20 protein-coding genes and 1 tRNA gene are annotated in these 25,876 nt (G+C 71.0%); 5 read left to right on the forward strand and 16 right to left on the reverse strand.

All coding sequences use genetic code 11. From position 1 onward, the window contains the following. Positions 1 to 9: 9 nt before the first annotated feature. The 3 genes from Q7L65_RS06690 to Q7L65_RS06700 are packed head-to-tail and all read right to left on the reverse strand — an operon-like array spanning position 10 to position 3,904. Positions 10 to 1,050: a low specificity L-threonine aldolase gene (locus Q7L65_RS06690; RefSeq protein WP_304719660.1), complete on the reverse strand. Its 1,041-nt coding sequence runs from the start codon at positions 1,048 to 1,050 to the stop codon at positions 10 to 12. After that, the gene (locus Q7L65_RS06695) at positions 1,047 to 1,793 is read right to left on the reverse strand and encodes an SDR family NAD(P)-dependent oxidoreductase (protein ID WP_304719662.1); all 747 of its coding nucleotides are present in this window, start codon (positions 1,791 to 1,793) and stop codon (positions 1,047 to 1,049) included. Before Q7L65_RS06695 ends, Q7L65_RS06690 begins: the two co-directional genes overlap by 4 nt. Then, on the reverse strand, positions 1,790 to 3,904 hold the full coding sequence (locus Q7L65_RS06700; RefSeq protein ID WP_304719664.1) for a DUF6421 family protein: 2,115 nt from the start codon (positions 3,902 to 3,904) through the stop codon (positions 1,790 to 1,792). The genes Q7L65_RS06695 and Q7L65_RS06700 overlap by 4 nt, the downstream gene beginning before the upstream one ends. Positions 3,905 to 4,004: 100 nt before the next feature. On the opposite strand from Q7L65_RS06700, the gene Q7L65_RS06705 reads away from it, so the two are divergent. The 3 genes from Q7L65_RS06705 (at position 4,005) to Q7L65_RS06715 (ending at position 7,664) form a co-directional block, all read left to right on the forward strand. Next, a complete protein-coding gene (locus Q7L65_RS06705) occupies positions 4,005 to 4,448 on the forward strand; it encodes an Lrp/AsnC family transcriptional regulator (protein ID WP_304719666.1) in 444 nt (147 codons plus the stop codon). A gap of 71 nt (positions 4,449 to 4,519) precedes the next feature. Continuing rightward, the gene (locus tag Q7L65_RS06710; protein WP_304719668.1) at positions 4,520 to 6,805 is read left to right on the forward strand and encodes a DEAD/DEAH box helicase; all 2,286 of its coding nucleotides are present in this window, start codon (positions 4,520 to 4,522) and stop codon (positions 6,803 to 6,805) included. Between the two features lie 334 nt (positions 6,806 to 7,139). Then, complete coding sequence (locus Q7L65_RS06715; protein WP_304719670.1) at positions 7,140 to 7,664, forward strand: M23 family metallopeptidase; 525 nt, start codon at positions 7,140 to 7,142, stop codon at positions 7,662 to 7,664. A 48-nt stretch (positions 7,665 to 7,712) separates the two neighbouring features. Here Q7L65_RS06715 and Q7L65_RS06720 read toward each other — a convergent pair whose 3' ends face one another. Then, complete coding sequence (locus Q7L65_RS06720; protein ID WP_304719671.1) at positions 7,713 to 8,597, reverse strand: bile acid:sodium symporter family protein; 885 nt, start codon at positions 8,595 to 8,597, stop codon at positions 7,713 to 7,715. 94 nt (positions 8,598 to 8,691) lie between these two features. On the opposite strand from Q7L65_RS06720, the gene Q7L65_RS06725 reads away from it, so the two are divergent. Beyond that, complete coding sequence (locus tag Q7L65_RS06725) at positions 8,692 to 9,378, forward strand: rhomboid family intramembrane serine protease (RefSeq protein ID WP_304719672.1); 687 nt, start codon at positions 8,692 to 8,694, stop codon at positions 9,376 to 9,378. A gap of 4 nt (positions 9,379 to 9,382) precedes the next feature. Here the strand turns inward: Q7L65_RS06725 and Q7L65_RS06730 are convergent, their stop codons facing one another. Beyond that, positions 9,383 to 9,751, reverse strand: a complete 369-nt coding sequence (locus Q7L65_RS06730) for a hypothetical protein (RefSeq protein ID WP_304719675.1) — start codon at positions 9,749 to 9,751, stop codon at positions 9,383 to 9,385. Between the two features lie 86 nt (positions 9,752 to 9,837). Here Q7L65_RS06730 and Q7L65_RS06735 point away from each other — a divergent pair. After that, positions 9,838 to 9,910: transfer RNA gene (locus Q7L65_RS06735), tRNA-Phe, on the forward strand. Here the strand turns inward: Q7L65_RS06735 and Q7L65_RS27695 are convergent. From Q7L65_RS27695 to Q7L65_RS06795, 11 genes are all read right to left on the reverse strand, one after another. Beyond that, positions 9,911 to 11,008 (reverse strand): IS630 family transposase, encoded by a 1,098-nt coding sequence (locus tag Q7L65_RS27695; protein ID WP_370552523.1) that lies wholly within the window; start codon positions 11,006 to 11,008, stop codon positions 9,911 to 9,913. A gap of 777 nt (positions 11,009 to 11,785) precedes the next feature. Next, positions 11,786 to 12,961, reverse strand: a complete 1,176-nt coding sequence (locus tag Q7L65_RS06750; RefSeq protein WP_304719679.1) for a dihydrolipoamide acetyltransferase family protein — start codon at positions 12,959 to 12,961, stop codon at positions 11,786 to 11,788. Between the two features lie 4 nt (positions 12,962 to 12,965). Next, a complete protein-coding gene (locus Q7L65_RS06755) occupies positions 12,966 to 14,480 on the reverse strand; it encodes a CoA-acylating methylmalonate-semialdehyde dehydrogenase (RefSeq protein WP_304719681.1) in 1,515 nt (504 codons plus the stop codon). 18 nt (positions 14,481 to 14,498) lie between these two features. Further along, a complete protein-coding gene (locus Q7L65_RS06760; RefSeq protein WP_304719684.1) occupies positions 14,499 to 16,514 on the reverse strand; it encodes a dehydrogenase E1 component subunit alpha/beta in 2,016 nt (671 codons plus the stop codon). Between the two features lie 119 nt (positions 16,515 to 16,633). Then, a complete protein-coding gene (locus Q7L65_RS06765; RefSeq protein WP_304719686.1) occupies positions 16,634 to 17,872 on the reverse strand; it encodes an ABC transporter substrate-binding protein in 1,239 nt (412 codons plus the stop codon). A gap of 70 nt (positions 17,873 to 17,942) precedes the next feature. Beyond that, the gene (locus tag Q7L65_RS06770) at positions 17,943 to 19,046 is read right to left on the reverse strand and encodes a branched-chain amino acid ABC transporter permease (protein WP_304719688.1); all 1,104 of its coding nucleotides are present in this window, start codon (positions 19,044 to 19,046) and stop codon (positions 17,943 to 17,945) included. Beyond that, positions 19,043 to 19,948: a branched-chain amino acid ABC transporter permease gene (locus tag Q7L65_RS06775; protein ID WP_304719689.1), complete on the reverse strand. Its 906-nt coding sequence runs from the start codon at positions 19,946 to 19,948 to the stop codon at positions 19,043 to 19,045. Before Q7L65_RS06775 ends, Q7L65_RS06770 begins: the two co-directional genes overlap by 4 nt. Before the next feature lie 10 nt (positions 19,949 to 19,958). Beyond that, positions 19,959 to 20,663 (reverse strand): ABC transporter ATP-binding protein, encoded by a 705-nt coding sequence (locus Q7L65_RS06780; RefSeq protein WP_304719690.1) that lies wholly within the window; start codon positions 20,661 to 20,663, stop codon positions 19,959 to 19,961. Continuing rightward, positions 20,650 to 21,402 (reverse strand): ABC transporter ATP-binding protein, encoded by a 753-nt coding sequence (locus Q7L65_RS06785; RefSeq protein WP_304719691.1) that lies wholly within the window; start codon positions 21,400 to 21,402, stop codon positions 20,650 to 20,652. The genes Q7L65_RS06780 and Q7L65_RS06785 overlap by 14 nt, the downstream gene beginning before the upstream one ends. Then, positions 21,395 to 23,728, reverse strand: a complete 2,334-nt coding sequence (locus tag Q7L65_RS06790) for a hydantoinase B/oxoprolinase family protein (protein ID WP_304719692.1) — start codon at positions 23,726 to 23,728, stop codon at positions 21,395 to 21,397. The genes Q7L65_RS06785 and Q7L65_RS06790 overlap by 8 nt, the downstream gene beginning before the upstream one ends. Before the next feature lie 11 nt (positions 23,729 to 23,739). Beyond that, positions 23,740 to 25,872: a hydantoinase/oxoprolinase family protein gene (locus Q7L65_RS06795; protein ID WP_304719693.1), complete on the reverse strand. Its 2,133-nt coding sequence runs from the start codon at positions 25,870 to 25,872 to the stop codon at positions 23,740 to 23,742. Between the last annotated feature and the right edge of the window lie 4 nt (positions 25,873 to 25,876).

The raw sequence follows: 25,876 nt of genomic DNA on the forward strand, positions 1-25,876 counted from the left end.
GTGTCGGGCTCAGGCCGCGACCGCCGCCAGCTCCGCCTTGATCGCCGCGGCGAACGCGTCGACGTCCTCCTCCGTCGTGTCCCACGAGCACATCCAGCGAACCTCGCCGGTGTTCGCGTCCCACGTGTAGAAGCGGAACTGCTGCTGCAGCCGCGCGGTCACCTCGGCCGGCAGCTTCGCGAAGATCGCGTTCGCCTGCACGGTCTGCGTGATCTCCAGGCCGGGCGTGTCGCGCACGGCGTCGGCGAGCCGCGCCGCCATCGCGTTCGCGTGCGAGGCGAGCCGCTCCCACAGGCCGTCCTCCAGCAGCGCGATGAACTGCGCGGCGAGGAAGCGGCCCTTGGAGGCGAGCTGCAGCGACTGCTTGCGCAGGAACGGCAGGCCGTCGGCCAGCTCGCCCTCCGGCCGCAGCACGACGACGGCCTCGGCGCCGAGCGCGCCGACCTTCGTCGCACCGAACGACAGCAGGTCGACGCCGGCGCCGGTGGTGATCTCGCGCAGCGGCACGCCGAGCGCGGCGGCCGCCATCGGCAGCCGCGCGCCGTCGACGTGCAGCAGCATGTGCCGTGCGTGCGCGGCGTCGGCGAGCGCGCGGATCTCCTGCGGCGTGTAGAGCGTGCCCAGCTCGGTCGACTGCGCGATCGAGACGACCTGCGCCTGCGCCTGGTGCTCGTCGCCGAGGCGATCGGTCAGCCGCACGACGTCGTCGGGCACGAGCTTGCCGTCGGGCGTCGGCGTCGTCAGCAGCTTGACGCCGCCGACACGCTCGGGCGCGCCGCCCTCGTCGACGTGCAGGTGCGCCGTCTGCGAGCAGATCACCGCACCCCAGGCCGTGCACGCGGCCCGCAGCGCGAGCACGTTCGCGCCGGTTCCGTTGAAGACGAGGAAGGCGCGCGCGTCGTCGCCCAGCTGCTGCTGGATCAGCTCCTGCGCACGCGCGGTCCAGGGATCGGCGCCGTAGGCGACCGCGTGGCCCGTGTTGGCCGCCGCGACCGCCTCGACGACGGCCGGGTGCGCGCCCGCGTAGTTGTCGCTCGCGAACGTCGTCACGACGCGCTGTACAGCGCCAGGCGCTGCCCGTTGACCTTGCGCGCGGCGTCGCCGAGCAGGTAGACGATCGCGTCCGCGACCTCGCCCGCGTCGGTGAACGTGAGGAACGCCTTCTCGGGCGACTGCTCGCGCATTCTCGGCGTCACGAGCGCGTTGATCGCGACGACGTTCGCCGTCGGGCGCGCGCCGCCGGCGGACACGTCCAGGCCGCCGAACTCCTCCGCGAGCGCGTACGTCCACGCCTCCGCGGCGGCCTTCGCCGCGGCGTACGCGGCGTTGCTGCCGGTCGGGCGGACCGCCTGCTTGGCGGAGACGAGCACGAAGCGGCCGCGGCCGGAGCTGGCAAGCGCGTCGTGGAACGCGCGCGAGGTGTTCTGCGCGGTGCGGATCAGCAGCCCTTCGAGGAACGTCCAGTCCTCAGCCGGAGCCTCGGCGATCGGCTTGCCGCCGCGCCAGCCGCCGACGGCGTGCACGAGCCCGTCGACGCGGCCGAAGCGCTCCGTCAGCGTCGCCGCCCACGCGGCCGTCTCGTCGGCGTCGAGCAGGTTCAGCGCCTGCGCGTGGACGCGCTCGGCCGGCAGACCCAGCTGCGCCACGAGCGGGTCGAGATGCTCCTGCGTGCGGTCGGCCAGCGCGACGGTCGCGCCGGCGTCGGCCAGCGCGCGGGCGACGATCGGCCCGAGCGAGCCGCCGGCGCCGGCGAGGGCGATCACGCGGCCGTCGAGCGAACTGCTTGCGGTCATGCGGGGACAGCCTCCTTCGCCGCCGACAGCTTGCCCTGCAGCGACACGTAGAAGAGCGAGAGCGGGAACTCGTCGTCGAGCACCTCGTCGACATACGGTCGCAGATCCGCAGCCTCCTCGAACGCCCGCGTGCCCGCCACCCAGCGCGAGCTGGAGGCCGGCGAGACGTGCGCGGCGACGAGGTCGTGCGCGGCCGCCCAGTGCTGCAGCTTCGTGCGCTGGATGCCGGCGCGGTAGAGCGTCTCGACCTGCTCACGCAGCTCCAGCACGCCCTCGGAGACCTGCTCCCAGTCGATCGTCAGGCGGTTGTCGGTCCAGTGCAGGCGACGCGAGCCGTGCAGGAAGCCGAACAGCAGCTGTCCGCCGAGGCCGTCGTAGTTGCGCACGCGCGTGCCGGTGATCGGGAAGCGGAAGAGACGGTCGAAGAGGATCGCGTACTGCACGTTGCGCGCGAACGCGAAGCCCTCCTGCTCCAGCTTGACCGCCTCGCTGAACGCGGTCAGGTCGCAGCGCAGCTCCTCCAGTGCGTACATCCAGAACGGCATCCGCTGGCGGATCATGAACGGGTCGAACGGCAGGTCGCCGTGACTGTGCGCGCGGTCGTGGATCAGGTCCCACAGCTCGAACGCGTCACGCGACAGGCGCTCGCTGCTGAGCAGCGCGGCGGCGTCGGGCGGCAGGTTCAGGCGCAGCAGCTCGGCCGCGTCGCTGGAGGTGCGGCGGAAGCGCTCGGCCTCGCGGTCGCAGAAGATCCCGCCGAAGTGGTTGACGGGCTTGCCGGCGACCGAGACCGTCTCGGGGAACAGGACCGCGCAGTCGGACTCGTAGCCGGCGGTGTAGTCGACGAGCGTGACCGGCACGAACTTCGCGTTGTCGTAGCGGTCGCGCTCCAGCTCGGCGAGCCACGCGGGCCATGGGACGCCGACTATCAGCGCCTCGAAGACTCTGTCGCGCGAGCCGTTCTGCTTGTACATCGGGAACAGCACGAGGTGCTGGATGCCGTCCTCGCGCTGCAGGTCGGGGCGGAACTGCTCCAGCGCCGCGGTGAAGTCCGGCACGCCGAAGCCGCCGTCGGCCCACGCGCGCAGGTCTGCGACCGCGGCCGCGAGGTAGTCGGCCTGGTGCGGGAAGCGCGGCGCGAGACCCTCGACCGCGGCGACGATCGCGTCGACGCGCGCGTTCAGCGCGGCGGCGTCGTTGGCCGCGTCGTCGAGGTCGACCGAGCCGTCGGGGCGCTGCCGCAGGCGCAGCGCGTCGACCTCGGCCTTGAGCGCCTGCCAGTGGGGGTCGTCCTTCGCGGCGACCGCCTGCGGGAGGGGCTCCAGCGGCGCGGCGAACGCGCGGCGGGCGACCCAGTGGACGAGGTTGAGCCACAGGTCGGCGTGGTCGAGCGCGTCCATGCAGTCGTCGCCGAACAGGTCGGAGTCGCCCAGCACGACGACGCGGCCCTTGCCGTGCTCGGTGATCGCGACGAGCGGCGCGCTCGGCACGGAGGCGGTCTTCGACGTGCGCGCGAGCACGTGCGCGCCGTTGGAGAGCTGCAGCGTCGTCGCGCGGTAGAAGCACGCCTGGTGCACGCGCGCGAGCAGGTCGACGCCGTCGGCGGAGCGCGTCTGGCCCGTCAGCTCGGCGAGGATCCAGTGTGGGCTGGAGCGGTGCTGCTCGTAGTCGGAGACCGTGCGGTTCTCGATCTCGACGTGGAAGCGCGCGAGCAGCTCGTTGACGTTGTTGCCGTACTTGCGCTGCTCCTCCTCGCCGAGGACGATCAGGCCGCCGCCGGCGTCGACGAACGCCTCGAGCGCGTCGAGCTCCTCGGGGGTGAAGCGGGGACTGCCGCCGGGGACGACCTGCTCCCACTCCGGCTCCGACGGGTGCGCGATCACGAGCACGTCGGCGGTCGCGAGCGCAGCGCCGGTCAGCGCGCCCTGCTCGGGCGCGTGGACGGCGACGTCGAGGTCATGGCTGCGCAGCAGCTCGGCGGCGCGCGCGTACGAGGAATCCTGCGGATGGGACGGCTGGATCGCACGGGCGACATCCGGACGCACCGTCCATGCCTCCGCGTGTGCCTCGTCGAAGACGATCCGAGCTGATGCCGGACGCTGGGGCGACATGGGTGCTCCTTCCGAGAGTCGAACGGTGCCAAGGAAGCTAGTCCCCACCATCGGCATCTGGAAGGGACCGATCGCTCGTCCTGCTGCAACAATCGAACGAATGGACGCAGTCGACCGGCAGATCGTTGCGCTACTCGTCGAGGATGCACGTCGTTCGTACGGCGAGATCGGCCGTCAGGTCGCGCTCAGCGCGCCCGCGGTGAAGCGCCGCGTCGATCGCCTGCGCGCAAGCGGCGCGATCGAGGGCTTCACCGCGATCCTCGACCACGCCGCGCTCGGCGCCGGCACGGAGGCGCTCGTCGAGCTGTTCTTCGCCCCCGGCACGCTGCTGGACGAGGTGACCGAGCGGCTGAAGCTGCACCCCGAGGTCGTCGAGGCGTGGAGCGTGACCGGCGACGCCGACGCGATCGCGCGCGTCCGGGTCACCGACGCCCGCGACCTGGAGCGCCTGATCATGGCGCTCCAGCGCGACGGCTCCGTCGTGCGCACGCGGTCGCAGATCGTGCTGTCGCGGCTGGTCGTGCGGGGGCAGGCGGAGCGGTAGGGAGCGCGCCCAGAGCGTCGAGGCGAGCCGATCGGCTGCGAGGTCGCGCGGGGCGCGTACTCTGGACAGAGATGGCCGCAGCGGATCAGATCGTCGAGCCCTGGGAGGGGCTGCTCGCGCGTGGGCGAGCGGACGAGCGGCTCGTGCACGAGTCGATCGTGCCGCCCAGAGCCGGCAGGGCGGTGCCGATACCGCGCGAGCTGCACCACGAGGTCGGCGACGCGTTGGCGCGGGTCGGAATCGCGGCGCTGCACACGCATCAGCAGCAGGCTTTGTACGCCGCGATGGACGGCCCGATGATCGTCACGACCGGGACCGCCTCCGGCAAGTCGCTCTGCTTCAACCTGCCGACGCTGCAGATGCTGCACGTCGACCCGCGCGCGCGGGCGCTCTACCTGTACCCGACGAAGGCGCTCGCGCAGGACCAGGCGCGCGCGCTGGCGGCACTGAGACTGCCGCGGCTGCGTCCCGCGATCTACGACGGCGACACGCCGCAGGTCGAGCGCAGAGCGATCCGCAGAAACGCCAACGTCGTGCTGACGAATCCCGACATGCTGCACGTCGGGATCCTGCCCAACCACCGCGCGTGGGGCGACTTCCTCGCCAACCTCGCGGTCGTCGTGGTCGACGAGGCGCACGTCTACCGCGGCGTGTTCGGCTCGCACGTGGCGAACGTGCTGCGGCGGCTGCGGCGGATCGCGGTCGCGTACGGGACCGAGCCGCGCTTCCTGCTCGCGAGCGCGACGATCGCCAACCCGCTGGAGCTGGCGCAGCGGCTGACCGGGCTCGACGAGATCGAGCTGATCGACGAGGACGGCGCGCCCGCCTCACAGCGCACGATCGCGATGTGGAACCCGCCGATGCTCGACGAGGCGCTCGGGACGCGCGCCTCGGCGCTGAGCGAGGCGTCGGACCTGCTCGCCGACCTCGTCGCCGCCGGCTCGCGCACGATCTGCTTCATCAAGTCGCGCAAGGCGGTCGAGGTGATCATGCGCAGCGCGACCGCGCGGCTGCGGCAGATGGGCCACGACGACCTCGCCGACAAGCTCGCGCCGTACCGTGCCGGCTACACGTCGTTGCAGCGGCGCGAACTGGAGCAGCGGCTGATGAGCGGCGAGCTGCGCGGCGTCGTGGCGACCGACGCGCTGGAGCTGGGGATCGACATCGGCGAGCTGGACGCCGCGATCTGCGTGACGTTCCCCGGCACGGTCGCGTCGCTGCGGCAGATGTGGGGCCGCGCCGGGCGGCGCGGCAGAGGGCTCGCGGTCTACGTCGCCGGCGAGGACGCGCTGGACCAGTTCTTCTGCCGCCACCCGGACGAGTTCCTGCAGCGGCCGGTCGAGGCGGCGATCCTCGACCACGAGAGCGAGCAGATCCACGCCGCGCACCTCGTCTGCGCCGCGCACGAGGGGCCGCTGGCGCCGGGCGACGCGGAGGTGCTCGGACCGAGATGGCGCGAGCACGCCGAGCGGCTCGTCGGGGCGGGCGTGCTGATCGAGCGGCGCGGCACGTTCCAGCTGCGCGCGCCGGAGGACTTCCCCGCCGCGCGCGTCCCGCTGCGCTCCTCCTCGACGGACAACTTCACGCTGATCGACGGCACCTCCGGCGAGGTCGTCGGCACGCTCGAGTCGGCGCGCGCGTTCAACACCGCGCACGAGGGCGCCGTCTACCTGCACATGGGGCGCGCGTACGAGGTCGAGCAGCTCGACCTGCACGACCGCCGCGCGCTGCTGCGCCCGTTCGACGGCGACTGGTTCACGCAGCCGCGGCGCGAGACGATGACGGCGATCGAGCGACTGATCGAACGGCGCGAGACGATGGGCGTGCGGCTCTCGTTCGGGACCGTCGTCGTGACGGAGCTGGTCGTCGGCTACCAGAGAAAGTCGCTCGTCGACCACGAGTCGATCGACTTCCACTCGCTCGACATGCCGGAGACCGCGTTCACGACGCAGGCGCTCTGGTACGAGCTGCCGGATGCGGTGCTCGGCCCGGAGCAGATGCTGGATCGGCTGCTGGGCGCGCTGCACGCCGCCGAGCATTCGCAGATCGCGGTGCTGCCGCTGCTGGCGATGTGCGACCGCTGGGACATCGGCGGCCTCTCCACCAACGCCCACCCGCAGACCGGCCGCCCGACGATCTTCATCTACGACGGCCACCCCGGCGGCGTCGGCATCACCCGCCAGGGCTTCAACCGCTTCGAGCAGCTCGTCGGAGACGCCTACCGCTTGATCTCGGAGTGCAGCTGCAAGCACGGCTGCCCGTCGTGCGTGCAGTCGCCGAAGTGCGGGAACTTGAACGAGCCGCTGTCGAAGGGCGGGGCGAGCGCGTTGATGCGACGGTTGCTGAGCGAGGCATGACGGTGTAATTGAAGGATCCGTTGCAGCCGGGCGCGAAGGCGCGCGCCGCGCTGCAGCTTGCTCCCCTCGAACCTGTGCACGAGGCTGTCACCGGCTGGCTGGTGCATTGGATCGGCCGATGTTGGTCGTGATGGTTCGACGTACCTCTCTCCTCGCAGTGGCTCTCGGAGCCGCGTGCGCCGTGCCGGCATCCGCGCTGGCAGCCAACGGCGGCGCGGCTCCGATAGCTGCGTCCGCTGCGAGCGGCGGTGGGGCGCCCGATGCGCCGGCCGGCGCTCCGAACCGCTCGACGGGCGCCCCGAGCGCGCAGACCGGTGGCGCGGTGCCGGGGAGCGTGCCGAAGCGCAGAGTCGCGCCGGCTCCCAGAAGATCCGCCGTCGTCGCCCCGACCGGATCCGACGTTCCGGCCGATCCGGACGCCGCCGGGACGGTCGTCGGCCGCTTCCCGGTCCAGGGCGCCTACAGCTTCGGCGGCAGAGACGCGCGCTTCGGCGTCGGGCGGCCCGGTCATGTGCACCAGGGCCAGGACGTGCCCGCCGCGAGCGGGACCCCGATCGTCGCGCCGGTCGCCGGCACGATCATCTGGAAGGCCAACCAGCCGGGCGGGGCGGGGATCTACCTCGTGCTGCGCGCCAGCTCCGACGGCCGCGACTACGTCTTCATGCATCTCAAGCGGGGTTCGGTGCTCGTCGCGCCGGACCAGGCCGTGACGGCCGGGCAGCAGCTCGCCGAGGTCGGCGCGACCGGCATCGCGTCCGGTCCGCACCTGCACTTCGAGATCTGGATCGGCGGCTGGCAGGCCAGAGGCGGAGCGCCGATCGATCCGCTGCCGCAACTGGAGCGCTGGGCGGGGTCGTAGCCGGCCCGGGCCGCGCCGGGCCGCGCCGGCCGCAGCGATGCGGTCCGCTCACGGCGTGGCGGCGGCTGCCGCTTCCGCGCGCATGTTGCGCGTGTACATCAGACGGGCGAAGCCGCAGCCCGTTATGAACATGAAGAGCGCGTAGACGGCGGCGGGGATCGTCAGCACCGTCGCCAGCGAGGCGCCCACGGCGATCGCCAGCGTCGCGTTGTGGACGCCCAGTTCGAGCGAGATCGCGGTCGCGCTGCGGTCGTCGAGCCGGGCGAGCTTGGAGATCGTGAAGGAGACGGTCATCGCCGCGACGTTGAGCGCGAGCGCCGCGCCGGCGACGTCGGCGAGGTTGTCGATCGCCTTCTCGTGCTCGGCCGTGACGGCCCCGACGACCACGAGCAGGAAGAGCCCGAGCGCGATCTTCGAGACGAACGGCCGGGCCGCGTGCGTCCACTCGGGCCAGCGCGCGCGGATCGTCATCCCGACTGCGACCGGCACGACGGTGACGAGCAGGATCCGCAGCACGATCCCGCCCATCGCGACGTCGCCGACGAGTGACTGCGCGTCGAAGTGGTTCGACGCGAGAGACAGGAAGAGCGGCACGGTGATCGCGGCCGCGAGGCTGCTGATCGCGGTCATCGTCACCGACAGCGCCGTGTCGCCGCGGGCGAAGTGGGTGAGCAGGTTCGCCATCGTGCCGCCGGGCGAGGCACCGAGCAGCACCAGCCCGACGGCGAGGCCGGGCGAGAGGCCGAACAGCTCCGCGATCGCGACCGCGAGCAGGGGTGAGATGATCGCGAGGTTGACGAGCCCGATCGCGACCCCGCGCGGCTGTTGCACGATCCGCGCGAAGTCGGCGCGCGTCAGCTCCAGCCCGAGGCTGACCATGATCAGCGCGAGCGCGGCGGGGAGCAGGACGGCGGTAAGAATCGAATCCTCCATCGGCGGCCGACCCTAGTGAGGGGATGCGGCCGACGCGCCAGTCGGATCGCGGGCGGTCGGCGAGCCCCCTGCGCCCGTCAGCGATGATGTGACGATGAGCGTCACGCCGACCCCTTCGACCCGCACCGCCAAGCAGCCCGCGACCGCCGCGCGCTTCACCGCGCTGGCGGTGCTGGTCGCGCTCAACGTCGGCATCTTCCTGATCGAGGTCGCCAGCGCGCCGTTCAGCGACACGTTGAACGGGACGCTCGTGCAGCACGGCGGCCTGAGCGCGTTCGAGGTCGACCACGGCGAGTGGTGGCGGATCGTCACGAGCGGCTTTCTGCACGCGAGCGGGGCGCACCTGTTCGGCAACCTCGTCGCCCTGCTGATCCTCGGCGGCGTGCTGACGCTGGCGATCGGCCAACTGCGGATGGTGCTCGTCTACGCGGCGGGCCTGCTCGGCAGCTCGTTCTCGGTGATCGTCTTCGCCCCCGACACGCTGACGGTGGGCGCGTCCGGAGCGATCTTCGGCCTGGCCGGCGGCGCCCTGCTGGTCGGCTGGCGCCAGAGAAGGATCTTCCTGCTGCTGTTCGCGGCGGCCTGGACGCTCTACACGTTGAGCAGCACAATCTTCGTCCCCGGCATCTCCCAGGCGGGCCACTTCGGCGGGCTGGTCGCCGGCTGCCTGGCGGGCGGGCTGCTGGTCGACGACGGCGCGCGACTGCGGTCGGAGGGGACGGCGACGGCACTGGTCGCGGCGCTGCTCGTGATCTTGTTCGTGGGGGCGCTGGTGGTGTGAGGGGCTAGAGCGCCTTCAACAGCCCCAACTGCAGCCCGAACGAGCCGCCCGCGAGCGCCCCGACACCGGCACGGCCCGCGGCCGGAATCGACTGCCCGGCGGCGAGCGTGGCGAAGAAGTCGGTCCCGTCCGCGATCGTCGCCCCGAGCACCCAGGGCTCGAGCGAGGAGCCCTGCTTCAGGGCGATCAGCGTGCCGAGCCCGAGCGCGACGTCACGCGCCCCGACAGCGCGCAGCAACACGCCGGCCGGCGGCCGCTCCGCCTCCGTCCCGATCCACCCGGGTCCGAAGACCTTGCGCGGCGCCACCACAAGCGCCGCACCGATCGCCAGACGCCCCAGCGCAATGCCCGTCACCAGCGTGCGAGGACTCATCCGCCGATCCTAACCCGCCCCTCCCCGCGCCGCGCCACCCACCGCCACTCGCCCCCCGCCCGATCTTCGGTACCATCCGCCGTCGCGGCGACTTAGCTCAGTTGGTAGAGCACACGACTGAAAATCGTGGTGTCCCCAGTTCGAATCTGGGAGTCGCCATCAGACGAAAGCCCTGCATATCGCGGGGTTTCTTTTGCCTGGAGCGCGTTCGATCTGAGCGCTGACGTGCCACTTCGGACGCTCGTGGCCCGCTCGTGGCCCAATGGGGCGGTCGTAGGAGGAACGTGGGGCGCGTGAAGGCTTGCCGTGGGTGCCGCCTCCACCTAGCTTCACGACAGCTGTTCCATCCATAAAGCGGCCCGGCGGTGCTTGCGACACCCCGGGCCCGGCACCGAAGGAGTTAGCTCCGATGCCCTTCCATTGTTCCCCACATGCCTGCAGGCGTGTGGAGCTTCTCCTCGTGCGCGCTCGGGCGGGTGCGTCATGCCTGTGACGATCCGGCGTGCCCATCGCGACGTGCTGCGCCGCCAGGTGATCGCGGAGCTGCGTGACATCGGCGAGATCCACCTGATGCTCGACACCGGCAAAGGCCCGCTCGCGCTCGGGCTGCGGCGCCGCTACGAGGGCTACATGCGGCTGCTGGACGACCTCGGCTGGCGCGAGGACGACCCCGGTGAGGAGTTCGCGATCACGACGGATCCGATCGTGCTGATGCGGGTGCCGTGGCGCTTGTAGTCGTGGGTGGCGCGCTGCGGGGTCCCGGGCAGCATCGGCAGAATCGGCGCGCTCAGGCGGGTCGAGATAGAGACCGACGACGTCTCGGACCTTCTCAACGAACAACGGGTCCCTGGACAGCTTCCACGTCTCCTGGCGATGGGGCTGCAGCCCAAATGCCCGCCAGATCCGCGCGACCGCGGTCTGGTTGAGCCCGACCTCGGCTGCCATCGACCGCGTCGACCAATGCGTCGCGCCCTTGGGAGCGCTCTCCAGCGTCTTGGCGATCACCTCCTCGACCTTGGCGTCGGTGATCCTGCGCGGCTGCCCCGGCCGCGGCTCATCGGTCAGGCCGTCGAGCCGGAACTCCAAGAACCGCCTGCGCCACAGCGCCACCGTGTTGCGATGAACACCCAGCCCAGCAGCAATCTCGGTATTGCCCTGGCCAGCCGCGCACGCCAGCACGATCCGCGACCGCAACGACAAACGCCGCCGCAGACGTACGCCGACGCGTCCACGCCTCCAACGCCTCGCGCTCCTCACCGCTCAACTCGATCGGCACAGCAGCAGGACTCGGCATCACCAAACCCTCCCACTGCAACTCGCCGCTGCCATCCGTCGCTCGCACCTGCGGACGCTGCCTCGGCACGCGGACCGCGCCGACGAAATACCTGCATGCTGCCTCTCTCGCAGCGCGCAATACGAGGAAGTCGGCCGATTCCTGGTCCCAAAACGCCGATTGAAGCCCGTTTTCTGACTAAACCCACCTCTCGCCGCCGCCGCGCAGCCACGCCGATACCAATTCAGGGGGGTGCTTTCGAGGCCTGTTGCGACGCGGCTGCGGTGAGACCCGGGCCAGAGCTGACACCCGAGTTCATCGACGCCGTCGCCAGGCGCGTACCGGCCATTTCGCGTCGCAAACTGAGAGCCGTCAGGCGCTCGGTGATCTCCTGCGCACTGACGAGACGCTGCCCGTCTCGCGCCAGCAGTTCGACGGCCGCCGTGCGCGCAGCACCCGCCCGCATCCCGCTACTGGAGGGCCGACGTTCTGCACGTTCGAGCCAGCGGTGCGCAGGTCCGGCTCCATGCGTCGCAGGCCTCAGTCTGTCCATGCGAGCTTGGGCATTCTCATCTATTTGACCTTCTCCCGTGCGCCGTCACCGTTGCAAGTCCGGGCCGCGCCGCGACGAACCGGCGAGCACGCTCATAGCGCTCCAAGCTCCTGCGGATGGCGCGACACGGACCGGAGGTGCGCGGCACATGCCGCGCATCTTCGGTGTCAGCTGCTCGGCAAGACTCGGCCTCGCCTCGCGCAATTGCTCACAGCGCCATCGTCAGCGGGTCCTCCAGCCGATCGCGCAGACGCGCGAGGAACGCGGCGGCGTCGGCCCCGTAGAGGATCCGATGGTCTGCGACCAGAGACACCGTCATGATTGGCCGGATCACCACCTCGCCCGCGCGCGCGACAGGACGGTCGACGATCGCCCCCACGGCGACGATCGCAGCCTGCGGCGGATTGATGATCGCGGTGAAGCTGCTCACCCCGAACATCCCCAGGTTGGACACCGTGCAGGTGCCGCCCGCCAGCTCCCCCGCTTCGATCGAGCCGTCACGCACACTTGCAGCGAGGTGCCGCGTCGTGCGGGCGATCTCGATCAGCGACAGGCGGTCCGCATCGAAGACCGTCGGCACGACCAGCGTGCCGTCGCCGGCGACGGCCACGCCGACGTTGACGTGGTCGTGCAACTGGTAGCGCCCGTCGCGGAACGACGCGTTCGCTCGCGGCGTGTCGCGCAACGACAACGCGGTCGCCTTGACGACCATGTCGTTGTACGACGGCGCTGGCCGCTGTGGCGTCGCGCGCGATCCCAGCTCGGCACGCAGTTCCCGGCAGGCTCCCATGTCGATCTCGATGGCGACGGCGAAGTCGGGCACGGACGCCTTCGCAGCGGCCATCCGTCTCGCGACTACCTGCTGGATACGGCTGAGGTCCTGCCACGTCGAGCCGTCCGCCGCGACCGGGAGCGGCGCGCCGTCCGCCTCCGGGGATGCCTCCGCGACCTTCCGCTCCGAGCGGGGCGCCTCCGCGGGCGCGGGCTCCTGCTGGATCGCGCTCAGCACGTCGAACTTGAGGACACGTCCGTGCGGGCCGCTCCCGCGCACCTGCGCCAGCTCGACGCCGTGTTCGCGCGCGATCCGCCGGGCGACCGGCGAAGCCGTGAAACGGCCCTGGACGTTCGCGGCCGGCTCCGCTGCGATCGTCGCCAGCGTCGCTCCCACCGCCGCCGTCGCGCCCTCCTGCACGAGCACCCGCAGCCGGCCGTCGGCCGTCGCCTCGTGCACCGTCGTCGCCTTGTCGGTCTCGATCTCGACCAGCTCGTCGCCGACGGCGACCTCGTCACCGTCGGCTCTGAGCCAGCGCGCGACGGTCGCCTCCTCCATCGTCTCCGTCAGCCGCGGCATCGCGACCTCGGCGTGCATGCTCGCGTGCGGCATCGCGTCAGCTCTCGACGAAGTACTTGCCGGTCTGCCCGCCCGAGAACCAGCGCGAGGTGACGGTCTTCTTGCGCGTGAAGAAGTCGATCGCGTCGGTGCCGCAGGCGCCGACGTCGCCCAGGAAGGAGCTCTTCCAGCCGCCGAACGGGAAGAACGCGACCGGCGCGGCGACGCCGATGTTGACGCCGATCATGCCGACCTCGACCTCCTCCCGGTAGCGCCGCACGACGGCGCCCGACTCGGTGAAGATCGACGTGCCGTTGCCGTAGCGGCTCGCGTTCACGAGCGCGATCGCCTCGTCGAGGCTCGCGACGGGGATCACGGACAGCACCGGGCCGAATATCTCCTCCCTGGCGACGAGCATCTGCGCGGAGACGTTCTCGAGCACGGTCGGGCCGACGAAGGCGCCGTTGGGGTCCGCCACCGGCCCGCGGCCGTCGAGCGCGAGCGACGCGCCCTCGTCGACGCCGATCTCGATCATGTCGGTCACGCGCGCGCGGGCGTCCTGCGAGACGACCGGCCCGAGGTCGGTGCCGGCCTGCATCCCGTCGCCCACCCGCAGTCTGTCCGCGGCCGCCACCAGCGGTTCGCGGATCTGCTCCCAGGCGCCGTCGACCGCGAGGATCACCGAGCCCGCCATGCAGCGCTGCCCGGCGCCGCCGAAGGCGCTCGCGACGATGTTGGCGGCGACCTTGTCGGCGACCGCGTCCGGCATCACCACCATGTAGTTCTTCGCGCCGCCGAACGCCTGCACGCGCTTGCCGGTGGCGGCGGCGCGCTCATAGACGTAGGCCGCCGTCGCTGCCGATCCGACGAACGAGACCGCGTCGACCCCGGGTGCGTCGAGGAGCGCGTTGACCGCCGCCTCGCCGCCGTGGACGAGGTTGACGACCCCGGGCGGAAGCTCCAGCTGCTCCAGCAGCTCGAAGATCAGCTCGGGCACGAGCGGCGTCTGCTCCGAGGGCTTCAGCACGAGCGTGTTGCCGCAGCCGATCGCGAACGGCAGGAACCACATCGTCAGCATCGCCGGGAAGTTGAACGGTGTGATCGCGGCGCAGACGCCGACCGGCTGGCGGAACGTCTCGCAGTCGACGCCGTTGGCGATCTGCCCGAGCGCGCGGCCCTGCATCGTCTGCGGGATCGCGCAGGCGCACTCGATCGTCTCCAGCGCGCGCATCATCTCCAGCCGCGCGTCGAGGAGCGCCTTGCCGGTGTCGCGCGTCAGCAGCTCGGCGAAGTCCTCGAGTCGCTCCTCGACCAGCTGGCGAAGCCTGAACAGGAGCCGTGCCCGCTCGATCACGGGTCGCCGGCTCCACTGGGGCAGCGCCGCGCGCGCGGCGGCGACGGCCGCGTCGACGTCGGCCGCGCTCGAGAGCGGCACGGTCGCCAGCGCGGCGCCGTCGGCGGGGTTGAGCACCTCGAGGCCCCCGGCGCCGGTCGCGGCGACCCAGCGGCCGCCGATGTGGTTGTGCATCTCGCGGACGGGGCTGCCGGCCCTGTCCGTCGCAGTGGTACTCATCGCGAAGTGGCTCCTGTCTCAGTTCTGCTGCAGCGATTGGATGGCCGCGGTGATGTCCGCCGCGTCCGGCAAGGTCTGACGCTCGAGGTCCTTCTGGTACGGCACCGGGTGAAACGGAGCGCCGACGCGCACGACCGGAGCGTCGAGATCCCAGAACGCCTCCGCGGCGACCAGCGCCGCGATCTCGCCGCCGAAGCCGCCGAACGTGACGGCCTCGTGGGCGACGACCAAGCGGCTGGTCTTGCGCACCGACGCGAGGATCGTCTCGCGGTCCAGCGGCACAATCGTGCGTGGGTCGATCACCTCCACGCTGACGCCCTGCTTCTCGAGCTCGCGCGCCGAGCGCAGCGCCGCGGGCACCATCGCGCCGAGCGCCACGACGGTCACGTCGCTGCCCTCGCGCACGACGGCCGCGCTGCCGATGTCGAGTGAGTAGCGCGCCTCGGGCACCGGCTCGGGGTTTGCGAACATCAGCTGCTTCTGCTCGAGGAACACGACGGGGTTGTCGTCTCGCACGGCGGCGGCCAGCAGCCCCTTCGCGTCGTAGGCGTTGGACGGCATCAGCACGACGAGGCCGGGGAAGTGCGCGAAGACGCTCTCCAGGCTCTGCGAATGCTGCGCTCCGAGCCGGACCCCTCCGCCGGACACCATCCGGATCACGAGCGGGATCGCCGGGCCGCCGCCCATCATGAACTTCAGCTTGGCCGCCTGGTTGACGAGCTGGTCGAAGGCGACGGCGGAGAAGTCGGAGAACTGCAGCTCGACGATCGGGCGCAGACCCGTCAGGGCGGCGCCGATGCCGCAGCCGACGAAGCCGCTCTCGGTCAGCGGCGTGTCGCGCACCCGTCTGGCGCCGTGTCTCTCGTACAGTCCGGCGGTCGCGCGGAAGATGCCGCCGACCCTGCCGACGTCCTCGCCGATCACGAGCACGTCCGGATCGGCCTCCAGCTCGAGGTCCATCGCCTCGCGGATCGCGTCGACGAAGCCGAGCGTGCGGTCGTCCGAGCGGCGCGGCGGCGCGGGATGACGCTGGTGCGGCGAGTACACCGAGCTCAGCAGGTCGTCGGCGCTGGCGTCCTCGTCGGCTGCCGCGGTGTCGACCGCCGTGTCGACCTCCGCACGGATCTCGGCGACGAGCCGCTCGTGCAGCGCGTCGTCGAGCTCGCCGCGTTCGCGCAGCGCCGTCTCCAGTCGCGGGATCGGGTCGTTGCGCTCCCAGCTCGCGACCAGCTCCATGTCGCGCACGTCCGGCAGGTTCGCGCGCATCGAGTGCTGCATCCGCCGGAACGTCTTCATCTCCAGAAGCGTCGGTCCGTCCCCCGCGCGCGCCCGCTCGAGCGCGCGCTCGACGGCGTTCTCGACCGCCACGACGTCGTTGCCGTCGACGACCTCCCCGGCCATGCCGTAGCCGGGGGCGCGGTCGGCGAGGTCGGCGACCGCGCGCGTCGTCGTCCAGTCGGCCGACAGCGCGAACTGGTTGTTCTCGCAGATGAAGACCACGGGCAGCTTCCACGTCGCGGCGAGGTTCATCGCCTCGTGCGCCGCGCCCTGGCCCGCCGCGCCGTCGCCGAAGAACGCGACCGCGGCGTGGTCGGTGTCGCGGTAGGAGGCGGTCAGCGCCGCGCCGCAAGCGTGCGGCAGGCCGGCGCCGACGATCCCGTTGCAGCCGAGGATGTCCAACTCGAGGTCGGCGATGTGCATCGAGCCGCCGAGCCCCTTGCAGAAGCCGGTCCGCTTGCCGAACATCTCGGCCATCATGCGGCGGATGTCCGCGCCGCGGGCCATCAGGTGGCCGTGCGAGCGGTGGTGGCCGATCAGGTAGTCGCTGGCGCGCATGACGGCGGCGGCGCCGACGGCGATCGCCTCCTGGCCTGCGCAGCTGTGGGCCGTGCCGACGATCTGCCCATCGACGAACAGCTCAGTCGCGCGATCCTCGAAGTAGCGGATCCGCAGCATCTGCCGGTAGTGGTCGATCAGCGGAGGCCGGTCGGCCGGTCGGTCGGCCGTCAACGGCGGGATGGTCGCGCTGCTCATACGTCACGTCCTGTCGCGTCGCTCGTGGTGTTCGGAAGTGAGGGCGGGTCATGGAGCTTGTCTCCGTGGGCGCCGCCGGCCGAACCGAGTCGGCCGGCCGGCGGCGCTCCCGGGTTCGGTCAGCAGATCGCTCTCGGCACGTCCGCCGGCTTGATCGCCTCGACGAATCTGCCTCTGCCGTCGACGATCTCGGTGATCGCGAGTGTCCGGCCGATCGGCACGTGACAGTCCGCGGTGTAGGTCGTGGTGCCAGCGATGGTCGGCACGTCTCTGAACGACTCGTATGCCTTCTGCAGCGTCGCGGCGTCGGTCTTGCCGCCGCTGTCCTCGATCGCCTTCTTCAGCATCTCGACGACCGAGTACGCGATGAAGATGTGGCCGGTCGGAGGCACTCTCCCGGTCTCTCTCGTGATGCGCGCGACGAGCTCGTTGCGCGCGGGGTCCGGGTCGTCGCCGTAGACGGACGCGACGCTGTCGGAGTAGAACTCGCCGAGGTTCGGGACGGCTCTGGCCCAGAAGTCGCCGTCCATGCCGCCGCCGGTCCCGATCACCGGGTTGTCGACGCCGGCGGATCGCAGCTGCTTGATCAGCGTCGGGCCGCCCGTGGTGAGGCCGCAGATCACGATCGCTCTGGCCTCTGGTGCGGCCGAGCGAATCTGCGTCACCTGTGAATTGAACGACTGGTCGGTGCTTGAGTTGTATCTGACCTCGCCGACGATTCTGCCTCTGTACGCGGTGCGGAAGTATCTGCAGACATCCTGCGTGTAGTCGAGCGCAAGATCCTCTGCGATGTACACCGAGTCGTACCCCTTTCTGTCGGCGAACTGCGCGAGCGCGGCCGCCTCTGTCGGGTCGCCGTGCCAGTCGTTGAAGACGAGCTCGCCGCCGCCGGTCTTGCCGTAGATCGTGTTGCCGGCGGCGCCCATCGTCAGCTGCCCGGCCGCGTTGGCGACCCGGGCCGCCGGCCCGCCGGTCGTGTTGCTGCTCGACGTCAGCAGCAGCGTTGGTCTCTTGGCGATCATGTCTCTCGCCGACTGGACGAGCTTGTTCACGTCCGACTGGTTGTCGTTCGTGATGAGTCTGACCGGCCGTCCGTCGATCCCGCCTCTGGCGTTGACGTCCTTGATCGCCGCCTCGATGCCCTGGACCATCGGCTGGTCGTAGAAGCTCATCGGGCCGGTCAGGCCGAACGTGGCGCCGATCGTGATCGGATCCTTATTGCCGCTGGCGGCGCCGCCGGTGCTGGCGCCCGTGCTCGTCGACGACGAGCTGTCGTCGCTCGACGAACCGCATGCGGAGACCGTCAGCACGACCGCCAGAAGCGCGCACAGAACCGCAACGAGATGTCTACCTCGCATGACTCTCCTCCTGCTTTCTGGGATCGGTCGATCCCGATTGACTGACTGTGGTGCAGACTGCCCGGGTCGTTCAGGCGGGCTCGTGCTGCGTCGGCTGCGGCGCCGAGCGCCGCGTGCCGACGCGCGGACGCCCGCGCGAGCGCGGCGGCCGCAGCTCGCCGATCTCCTTGCTGCCAAGCAGCCCCCGGGGCCGCAGCAGCAGTACGGCGAGGACCAGCACCGCAAGTCCGGCGTCCTCGATCCCCGCCCGTCCCCCGAACGAATAGACGCCCAGCACGTCGCCCTGCTGCGCGAGCTGCAGGACGTAGCCGACCGCCGAGATCAGCAGCGTCCCGATCACCGCTCCCGACAGGCTGTTGACCCCGCCGACGACGACGATCACGATCACGAGGAACGTGGTCGTCAGGTAGAAGGCGTCGGGTGTGAACTGACCGAGCTGCAACGCGGTGAGGGCGCCGCCGACACCGACGATGAAGCCGGACACGACCATCGCGACACGCCGGTCCCGTCTGACGTCGAGGCCAGCTCCGAGGGCGGCGATCTCGTCCTCGCGCGACGCCCGCAACCGCAGGCCGACACGCGACTCGCGGAAGAGGAAGCCGGCGACGATCGCGACCAGCGCCCACACCAACGCCGATCTCGGCGTCGTCGTGATCGGCGCGCCCGTGAAGCCGACGACACCGCCGGTCAGCGCCGTCCAGTTCGTCGCGACGTTGTGGACGACGTTGAGGATCGCGAAGGTCGCGAGGCTCGCGACCAGTCCCCGCAACCGCATCAGCGGAAACGAGACGACCGCCGCGAACAGCGCCGCAACCGCCGCGCCGGCGAGGATCGCCGGCACCGTCGGCAGGTGCACGCCGCTGGCCCACGCCGGCATCCCCGCCGACAGCAGCTCCTTCGTCGCGACGGGCGTCGCCAGGATCGCGCCCGCGTACGCGCCGAGTGCCATGTAGGCCATGTGGCCGAACGACATGATCCCGGTCGTGCCGACGAACGTGTAGAGCCCGACCGCCAGCACCATGTTGATCCCCGCCGTCGCGGTCGGACCCTCCAGCTGCGGCGACAACGCCGGCGCGATCAGCAGGACCGCCGCCGTCAGCGCCAGCAGGACCACGAGCGTGATCCAGCTGCGCCCATCACGGCGGTCGGAGAAGGCTCTGCCTGCCGAGCTCATACGCGCTCCTGGAAGTTGGACCCGAAGAGGCCCTGTGGACGAAAGACGAGCAGGAAGAAGACGGCGCCGAAGACGAACGCGTCGCGGTAGGGCACGAGATTGTCGGGCAGCGCCGCCTGCAAGGCCTCGGTCAGCACGCCGAGCAAGTAGCCGCCCGCGACGGCGCCCGGCAACGAGCCGATCCCGCCGACGACGGTGCCGATGAAGCCGAACAGCAGCGGCGTGATGCCGATCGTGGGCGAGATCGTCCCGCTCTGCGCGATCAGGAAGAAGGCGGTGATGCCGGTCAGCACGCCCGAGATCGCGAACGCGACCGCGATGACGCGGTTGGAGCGCACGCCGAGGGCCTGCGACATGCGGAAGTTCTCCGCCACGGCGCGCATCTCCAAGCCGGTCGTCGAGCGCCGCAGGAAGAGCACGAGCGCGATCAGCAGCAGCGCCGTCGCGACGATCGTCGCGACGCTCACCCACGAGACCACGAGCGAGCCCACGTGCAGCGAGCTGGACAGCCACGACGAGACCTCGGTCGAGCGCGGCTGGTCCTGGTCGATCACGACGAGCAGCGCCTGCAACAGCGACCCGACCGCGAACGATGTGACCAGCAGCGTCGTCGGGTCGACGTCGCGGATCGGACGGAAGGCGACACGGTCGACGGCCAACGAGAGGCCGACCGCGACGACGATCACGACGACCAGCTTCACGATCACCGGCACGCCCTCGACCACCAGCAGCCCGTAGGCCGCGACGGTCATGATCGCGCCCTGCGCGAAGTTGATCAGGCGCACGATCCCGAAGACGAGCGCGATGGCGAGCGCGAAGAGCGCGTACAGCGAGCCGCCCGAGAACGCGTCGATCACGTGCTGCAGGACCGACGAGATGGATGCGAATTCGACGATGTGCATGGTGAACCCCTCAGAGGCCGAGGTAGAGCGAAGCGAGGTCGGGCCGGTCGGCGAGCTCCGCGCGCGTACCCTGCAGCGCGATCCGGCCGCTTCTGAGCACGTAGGTGCGATCGGCGAGGCCGGCGGTGCGGATCGCGTTCTGCTCGACGAGCAGGATCGTCATCCCCTCCTCGCGCAGCTCCCCGAGCACGTCGAAGATCGCGTCGACCATCAGCGGCGCGAGCCCGAGCGTGGGCTCGTCGAGCAGCAGCAGCCTCGGGTTGCTCAGCAGCGCCCGCGCGATCGCCAGCTGCTGCTGCTCACCGCCGCTCAGCCCTCCCGCACGGCGTCTCCAGGCGCGGCGGATGACGGGAAAGCGGTCCTGCAGCGCGTCGCAGTCCGCCGTGACGGCGTCCACGTCGCTGCGGACCGTCGCGCCAAGGCGCAGGTTCTCGCCGACGGTCAGCGTCGGGAAGATATGGCGTCCCTCGGGCACCAGCGCGACGCCGAGCCGGGCGACTCGCTCGGGCCCGGTCCCCGTGAGCGAGCGGCCGTCGAGCTCGATCGACCCGGAAGCGGCGTTGAGGAAGCCCATGATCGCCGCGAGCGTCGTCGACTTGCCGGCCCCGTTGGGCCCGATCAGTCCGACCAGCTCGCCGTGCTCGACATTCAGCGAGACGCCGCGAACCGCCTCCACGCGCCCGTAGCGCAGCACGACGTCCTCAAGCGCGAGCATCGGCCGGTCGCTCCGTTCCGAGATAGGCGTCGAGCACGGCGGGATCGCGCCGGACGGCCTCCGCGACGCCGACAGCGATCGTGCGGCCCTCATGGATCACCTGGATCCGCTCGCTCAACGCGGTGATGACGTCCATGTTGTGCTCGATCAGCAACAGCCCGATCGACTGCTCCAGGCGGACACCGCGCAGAACCTCCACGAGCTGCTCGGACTCCGTGTCGTTGAGACCAGCCGCGGGCTCGTCCAGCAGCAGGAAGCGCGGACGCTGGGCGAGCGAGCGAGCGACGCCGAGACGATGCGCGTCGCCGGTGGAGAGCGTGCCGGCGCCGCTTCGGCGGCGGTCCCACAGCTCCGCCCGCTGCAGCGCTTCGCGCGCGACGCGACGGGCGCCGCGGCGGGAGCGGGCGACGCCGAGCGCGCAGACCTCGACGTTCTCCTCGACCGTCAGCCCGCTGAACACGCGCGTGCTCTGGAACGTCCGCACGATCCCCTGCCGCGGGTTGCGGTGCGGCGCGCCGCCGGTGATCCGCCGGCCGTCGAGCAGCACGTCGCCGCGTGTCGGACGCTGGAAGCCCGTCAGCACGTTCACGAGCGTCGACTTGCCGGCGCCGTTGGGGCCGATCAGGCCGAGCGTCTCGCCGCGAGCGAGCGTCAGGTCGATGCCGTCGAGCGCCTTGACGCCGCCGAACTCGACGTGCACCTCGCGCGCCTCGAGCGTCTCCGTGGCCGTGTCAGTCACGACGCACCAGCTTCGCCGTGTCGAGCTGGATGTCCCACACCGGCGGCTCGTCGCGCAGCGTCAGCTCGTTCTCGAGCGCGACGCCGCAGTCGGGACAGAGGAACATGCGGTAGACGACGTCGTCGTCGACCTCGGTCGCCGGGTCGATGTAGATCGACGGGTCCAGCTCGTGCAGCGACGTGTCGAGCGTGCTCGCCGCCAGCTTGTAGTTCTCGTCCGCGTCGCAGAGGACTCCCGCGCACGCCGTGCAGCAGGTCACCAGCGCGTCGTCGCTGGTGCGGCCGATCGCGAGCGACTCGCCGATCTCGACCAGCTGCTGCGTCTCTCCGCCGGGGTGGCGCCGCGCCGGCGCCGTGGCGCGCTTGAGCCGCTTGGCGTAGGCGGCGGCGCGCAGCGAAGCGGTCTCCGACGCGTTGACGGCGCCCTCCTCGCCGAGCGCGACCGCGTACACCGAGCGCGCGATCTCGGCTCTGACCGCGCCGGCCGCGACGTCGTCGGCGACCGCCTGCGGATTGCGCTGGAGCGGGTCGCCGTAGCCGCCGCCGCCGTAGACCGACGACTCGATCACGTCGTGCTCGCCGAGCGAGAGGCCGATCGACTTGGCGGGCAGCGTGCGCGCGTCGCCGCTCAGCTCGCGCAGCTCCAGCGGATGCCCCGGCGCGTCGCGCGCCGCGATCCGATCGCGCACGTCGCTTGCGCTGACGGCGTAGTAGGTGCCCGTCTCACCGAAGTGCCCGCCGTAGATGCCGCCCTGCGTGCTGAACGTCGACGCCATCGAGATCGTCGATGCCAGCTGGTGGTCGGTGTCGTGCCCGACCCAGCCGAAGACGATTCCGTTGCCACCGCGGAACTTGCCGTGGCCGCCGTTGAGCGCGGCACGGCGGTAGAGGTAGAGGATCGGGTAGAGCTGCTCGTAGGCCTCGCAGTCGGGGATCTCGCTCTTGGGCCAGAAGGTCGACCCGCCCTGGTCGATCCCGTCGCGGAACGGGAACGCGCCGATCCCGCCGGCGCTGTGGTCAAGCGACACGCTCGCGAACGGCGCGCCCCATTGGTCCGTCCCGGAGAACGTGATCCAGCTGCAGGACGAGAGGCCCGAGTTGCCCATGATCGTCGGCCGCAGCTCCGGATCCGGGTAGATCATCTTCGAGGCGACCTTCGCCGCCATGTAGATGCTCAGCAACGGCGCATGGCACGACGTGACGGCGCCCTCGCGGCTGACCGCGGAGATCGTGCCGACCTCCGCGTCGATGTTGACCAGCCGCAGGACTCCGCCGGCGCAGAAGCGGTGGTCGTAGGCCAGCATGTACGCCAGCGCCGCCCCGATCGCCGCGCGCAGCTGGCCGTAGCCGCAGTTGATCGAGCCGATCTCGGGATCCGTCCCGGCGTTGGTGAAGTACAGCTCCGAACCGCGCTTCTCCAGCGTCAGGCAGAGCTTGTGGCTCGATCTGTCACCGGGCAGCGCGCCGCTGCAGAACGACACCTCGCGCCAGGTCCCGTCCGGCAGCGCGGAGAGCTTCTCGCGCATCGCCGTCTCGGTGTCGTCGATCAGCTTGTGCATGACGCCCTTGGCGACGGGGGCGCCGTACTCCTGCACCAGCTCCTCGATGCGGGTGCGGGCACGCGCGACGCCGGCGATCTGCGAGCGCAGCTCGAGCGCGAGCATGTGCGGGATGCGCGAGTAGCGCAACAGCGTGTCCTCGACGTCGGTGCGGATGCCGCCCTCGCCGTCGACCAGCTTGACCGCCACCATCGCGGGCGCCTCGTAGTAGTGGTTCGGCGCCTGCACGGAGAAGCTGCCGGGCTCGACGCCGCCGAGGTCGCGGCAGTGGCAGCTGTTGAAGACCCAGCAGAACAGCCTGCCGTCGACGAACACCGGCGCGTACATCGAGACGTCCATCTGATGGCTGCCCGCGATCAGCGGGTCGTTGCAGACGAACACGTCGCCCGGGTTGATGCCGGGGCTGTCGCCGCGGTTCTCGAGCGTGTACTTGATCACCAGCTCGGCGGCGCCCGAGAAGTACTGGATGTAGGGCGCGAACAGGAACGCCTCGCCGATCTCGGTGGAGATGCAGGTGTTGAAGTCGTAGTTGTGCACCACGACAGGCGAGCCGGAGACGCGCTGGATCGTGTCCGCGTGCTCCTCGTTGATGCTCCAGAAACGGTTGCTGAGCACCTCGAAGTCGATCGGGTCGATATCGCTCGCGGACTCGCGATGCAGCTGCAGGCGCGGCGCCGTCCACGGCTCGGCCGGCGGCCGGTACGGCAGGTCCTTGCCGTTCCAGTCCGGCGCGTCGAGCGCGACGGCGATCTCGGTGTCGGTCGTCATCTGCGTGCTCCTCAGCTCGTTGCCGTCAGGGTGCCGTGTGCGCTTCTGGCGACGCGATCGCGTCGCGCGGCAGGGAACCGCAGCACGAGGTTGCCGTGGTCGTCGTGGCCGGCGGTCTGTCCCGGGCGGACCGGGACGGTCGTGTCCGGCAGCTCGACGATCGCCGGACCCTCGACGTCTCGCAGCCGACCGGCGTCGCCGCGGTAGACGGGGGTGTCGACGAAGCCGCGCTCCTGCGGCCACCACACCTGACGGGTCGCGACAGGCTCGGCACCGGCGCCCGCCAGCCGCTGACGGGGCAGCCGGGGGCGCGGGATGCGACCGCGCGAGCGCACGCGCAGCCGGATCACCTCGATCCCCGCGGGCGCGTAGCCGGAGCCCTCGCCGAAACGGCGCTCGTAGGTCCGCTCGAACTCCTCGCACAGCCGCTCGCTCGTGATCCCCGGTTCGACGGGGATCTCGATGTCGAACACCTGCGCTCCGTACTTCATCGAGACGATCCGCTCGATCCCGATCGCGTCGTCGTCGAAGCCCTCCGCCCGCAGCTGCGCGGTCGCGCCGGCCGCCAGCTCGGCGAACTCCGCGAACAGCGCGTCGATGTCCAACGGAGCGATCAGCCGCGTGACCCGGTCGTAGATGTGGACCACGTCGCCGCTGACGGTGCCGAGCGCCGACAGCACCGAGGCGGTGTTGCCGAGCGGGATCACGACCTCCTCGACGCCGAGCTGCGCGGAGAATCCGCTCGCGTGCGTCGGCCCGCCGCCGCCGAAGGCGAAGACGGCGAAGTTGCGCGGATCGTGACCGCGATACACCGTCATCCGGCGGATCTTGTCCGCCATCATGTTGTCGATGATCTCGCTGATGCCAGCGGCCGTCTCCTCGGGGCTCATCGCAAGCGCCCCGCCGAGCTCGGCGATGCCGGCGCGCGCCGCGTCGGCGTCGAGCCGGCGGCGGCCGCCGAGGAACGCGTCGGGGTTGACGACGCCGAGCACGACGTCGGCATCGGTGACCGTCGGAGCGGTCCCGCCGCGCTGGTAGCAGATCGGCCCGGGATCGGCGCCCGCGCTCTGCGGACCGACCTTCATCGTTCCGCTCTTGGGATCGAGCCAGGCGATGCTGCCGCCACCCGCGCCGATGCTCTCGACGTCGAGCATCGGGAGGTACATGTGGTAGCGGTCGATCGTCGTGCCGTCGCGTCGCGTCGGCGTCCCGTCGCTGATCACGCTGACGTCGAACGTCGTGCCGCCCATGTCGGCGGTGATCACGTTCGGGTAGCCGAGCGCGTCGCCGAGGAACGTCGCGGCGACGATGCCGCTGACCGGGCCGCTGTCGAGCGTGAAGAGCGGCTTGCGCTGGACCTCCTCGACCGGCACCGTGCCGCCGATGCACTGCGCGAACAGCGGCGCACGGTCGGCGCCGCGCTCGATCGCGCCGTCGGCGATGTTGCCGACGTAGCGCGACATCAGCGGTCCGACGTACGAGTTGAAGACGGTCGCGACGAGGCGGTAGTACTCGCCCACCTGCGGCGCGATCTCGTGCGAGCAGGAGACGAACAGACCCGGCGCCTCCTGTTCGATCAGCTCACGCACGCGCTGCTCGTGGCTGGGTTCGAGGAAGCTCCAGAGGAACCCGACGGCGAGCGCCTCGGCCCCGGCCGCGAGCAGCTCCGCGATCGCGCGCCGGACTTCGCCGTCGTCGAGCGCGATCACGACGCGCCCCTTCGAGTCGACTCGCTCGCGCACCTCGCGGACCATGTCGCGCGGGACGATCGGCGCCGGCTTGTGCATCGCCGGCAGGTAGAGCAGGTCGTCGACCTCCAGGCCCTTCGAGCGTCCCCCGCCGCGCATGATCGGCATCGCCTCGCCGTGGCCGCGCGTGGTGATCAGGCCGACGTTGGCGCCGCGCTTCTCGACGAGTGCGTTCGTCGCCGCCGTCGTCGCGTGCACGAGCAGGCGGCTCTGCGAGAAGAGCTGCGGCAGCGTCAGCTCGAGCTTCTGCGCCGCGTTCTCCATCGCGGCGAAGAAGCCGACCGCGAAATCGGGCGGCGTCGACGGCGCCTTGCCGGTCGTGATGGCTCCTTCCTCGTCGACGATCACGCAGTCCGTGAACGTCCCGCCGATGTCGGTGCCGATGCTGTATCTCATGGAG

Origin of the sequence: Conexibacter sp. CPCC 206217 (assembly GCF_030646165.1) — a bacterium.
GTDB lineage: Bacteria > Actinomycetota > Thermoleophilia > Solirubrobacterales > Solirubrobacteraceae > Conexibacter.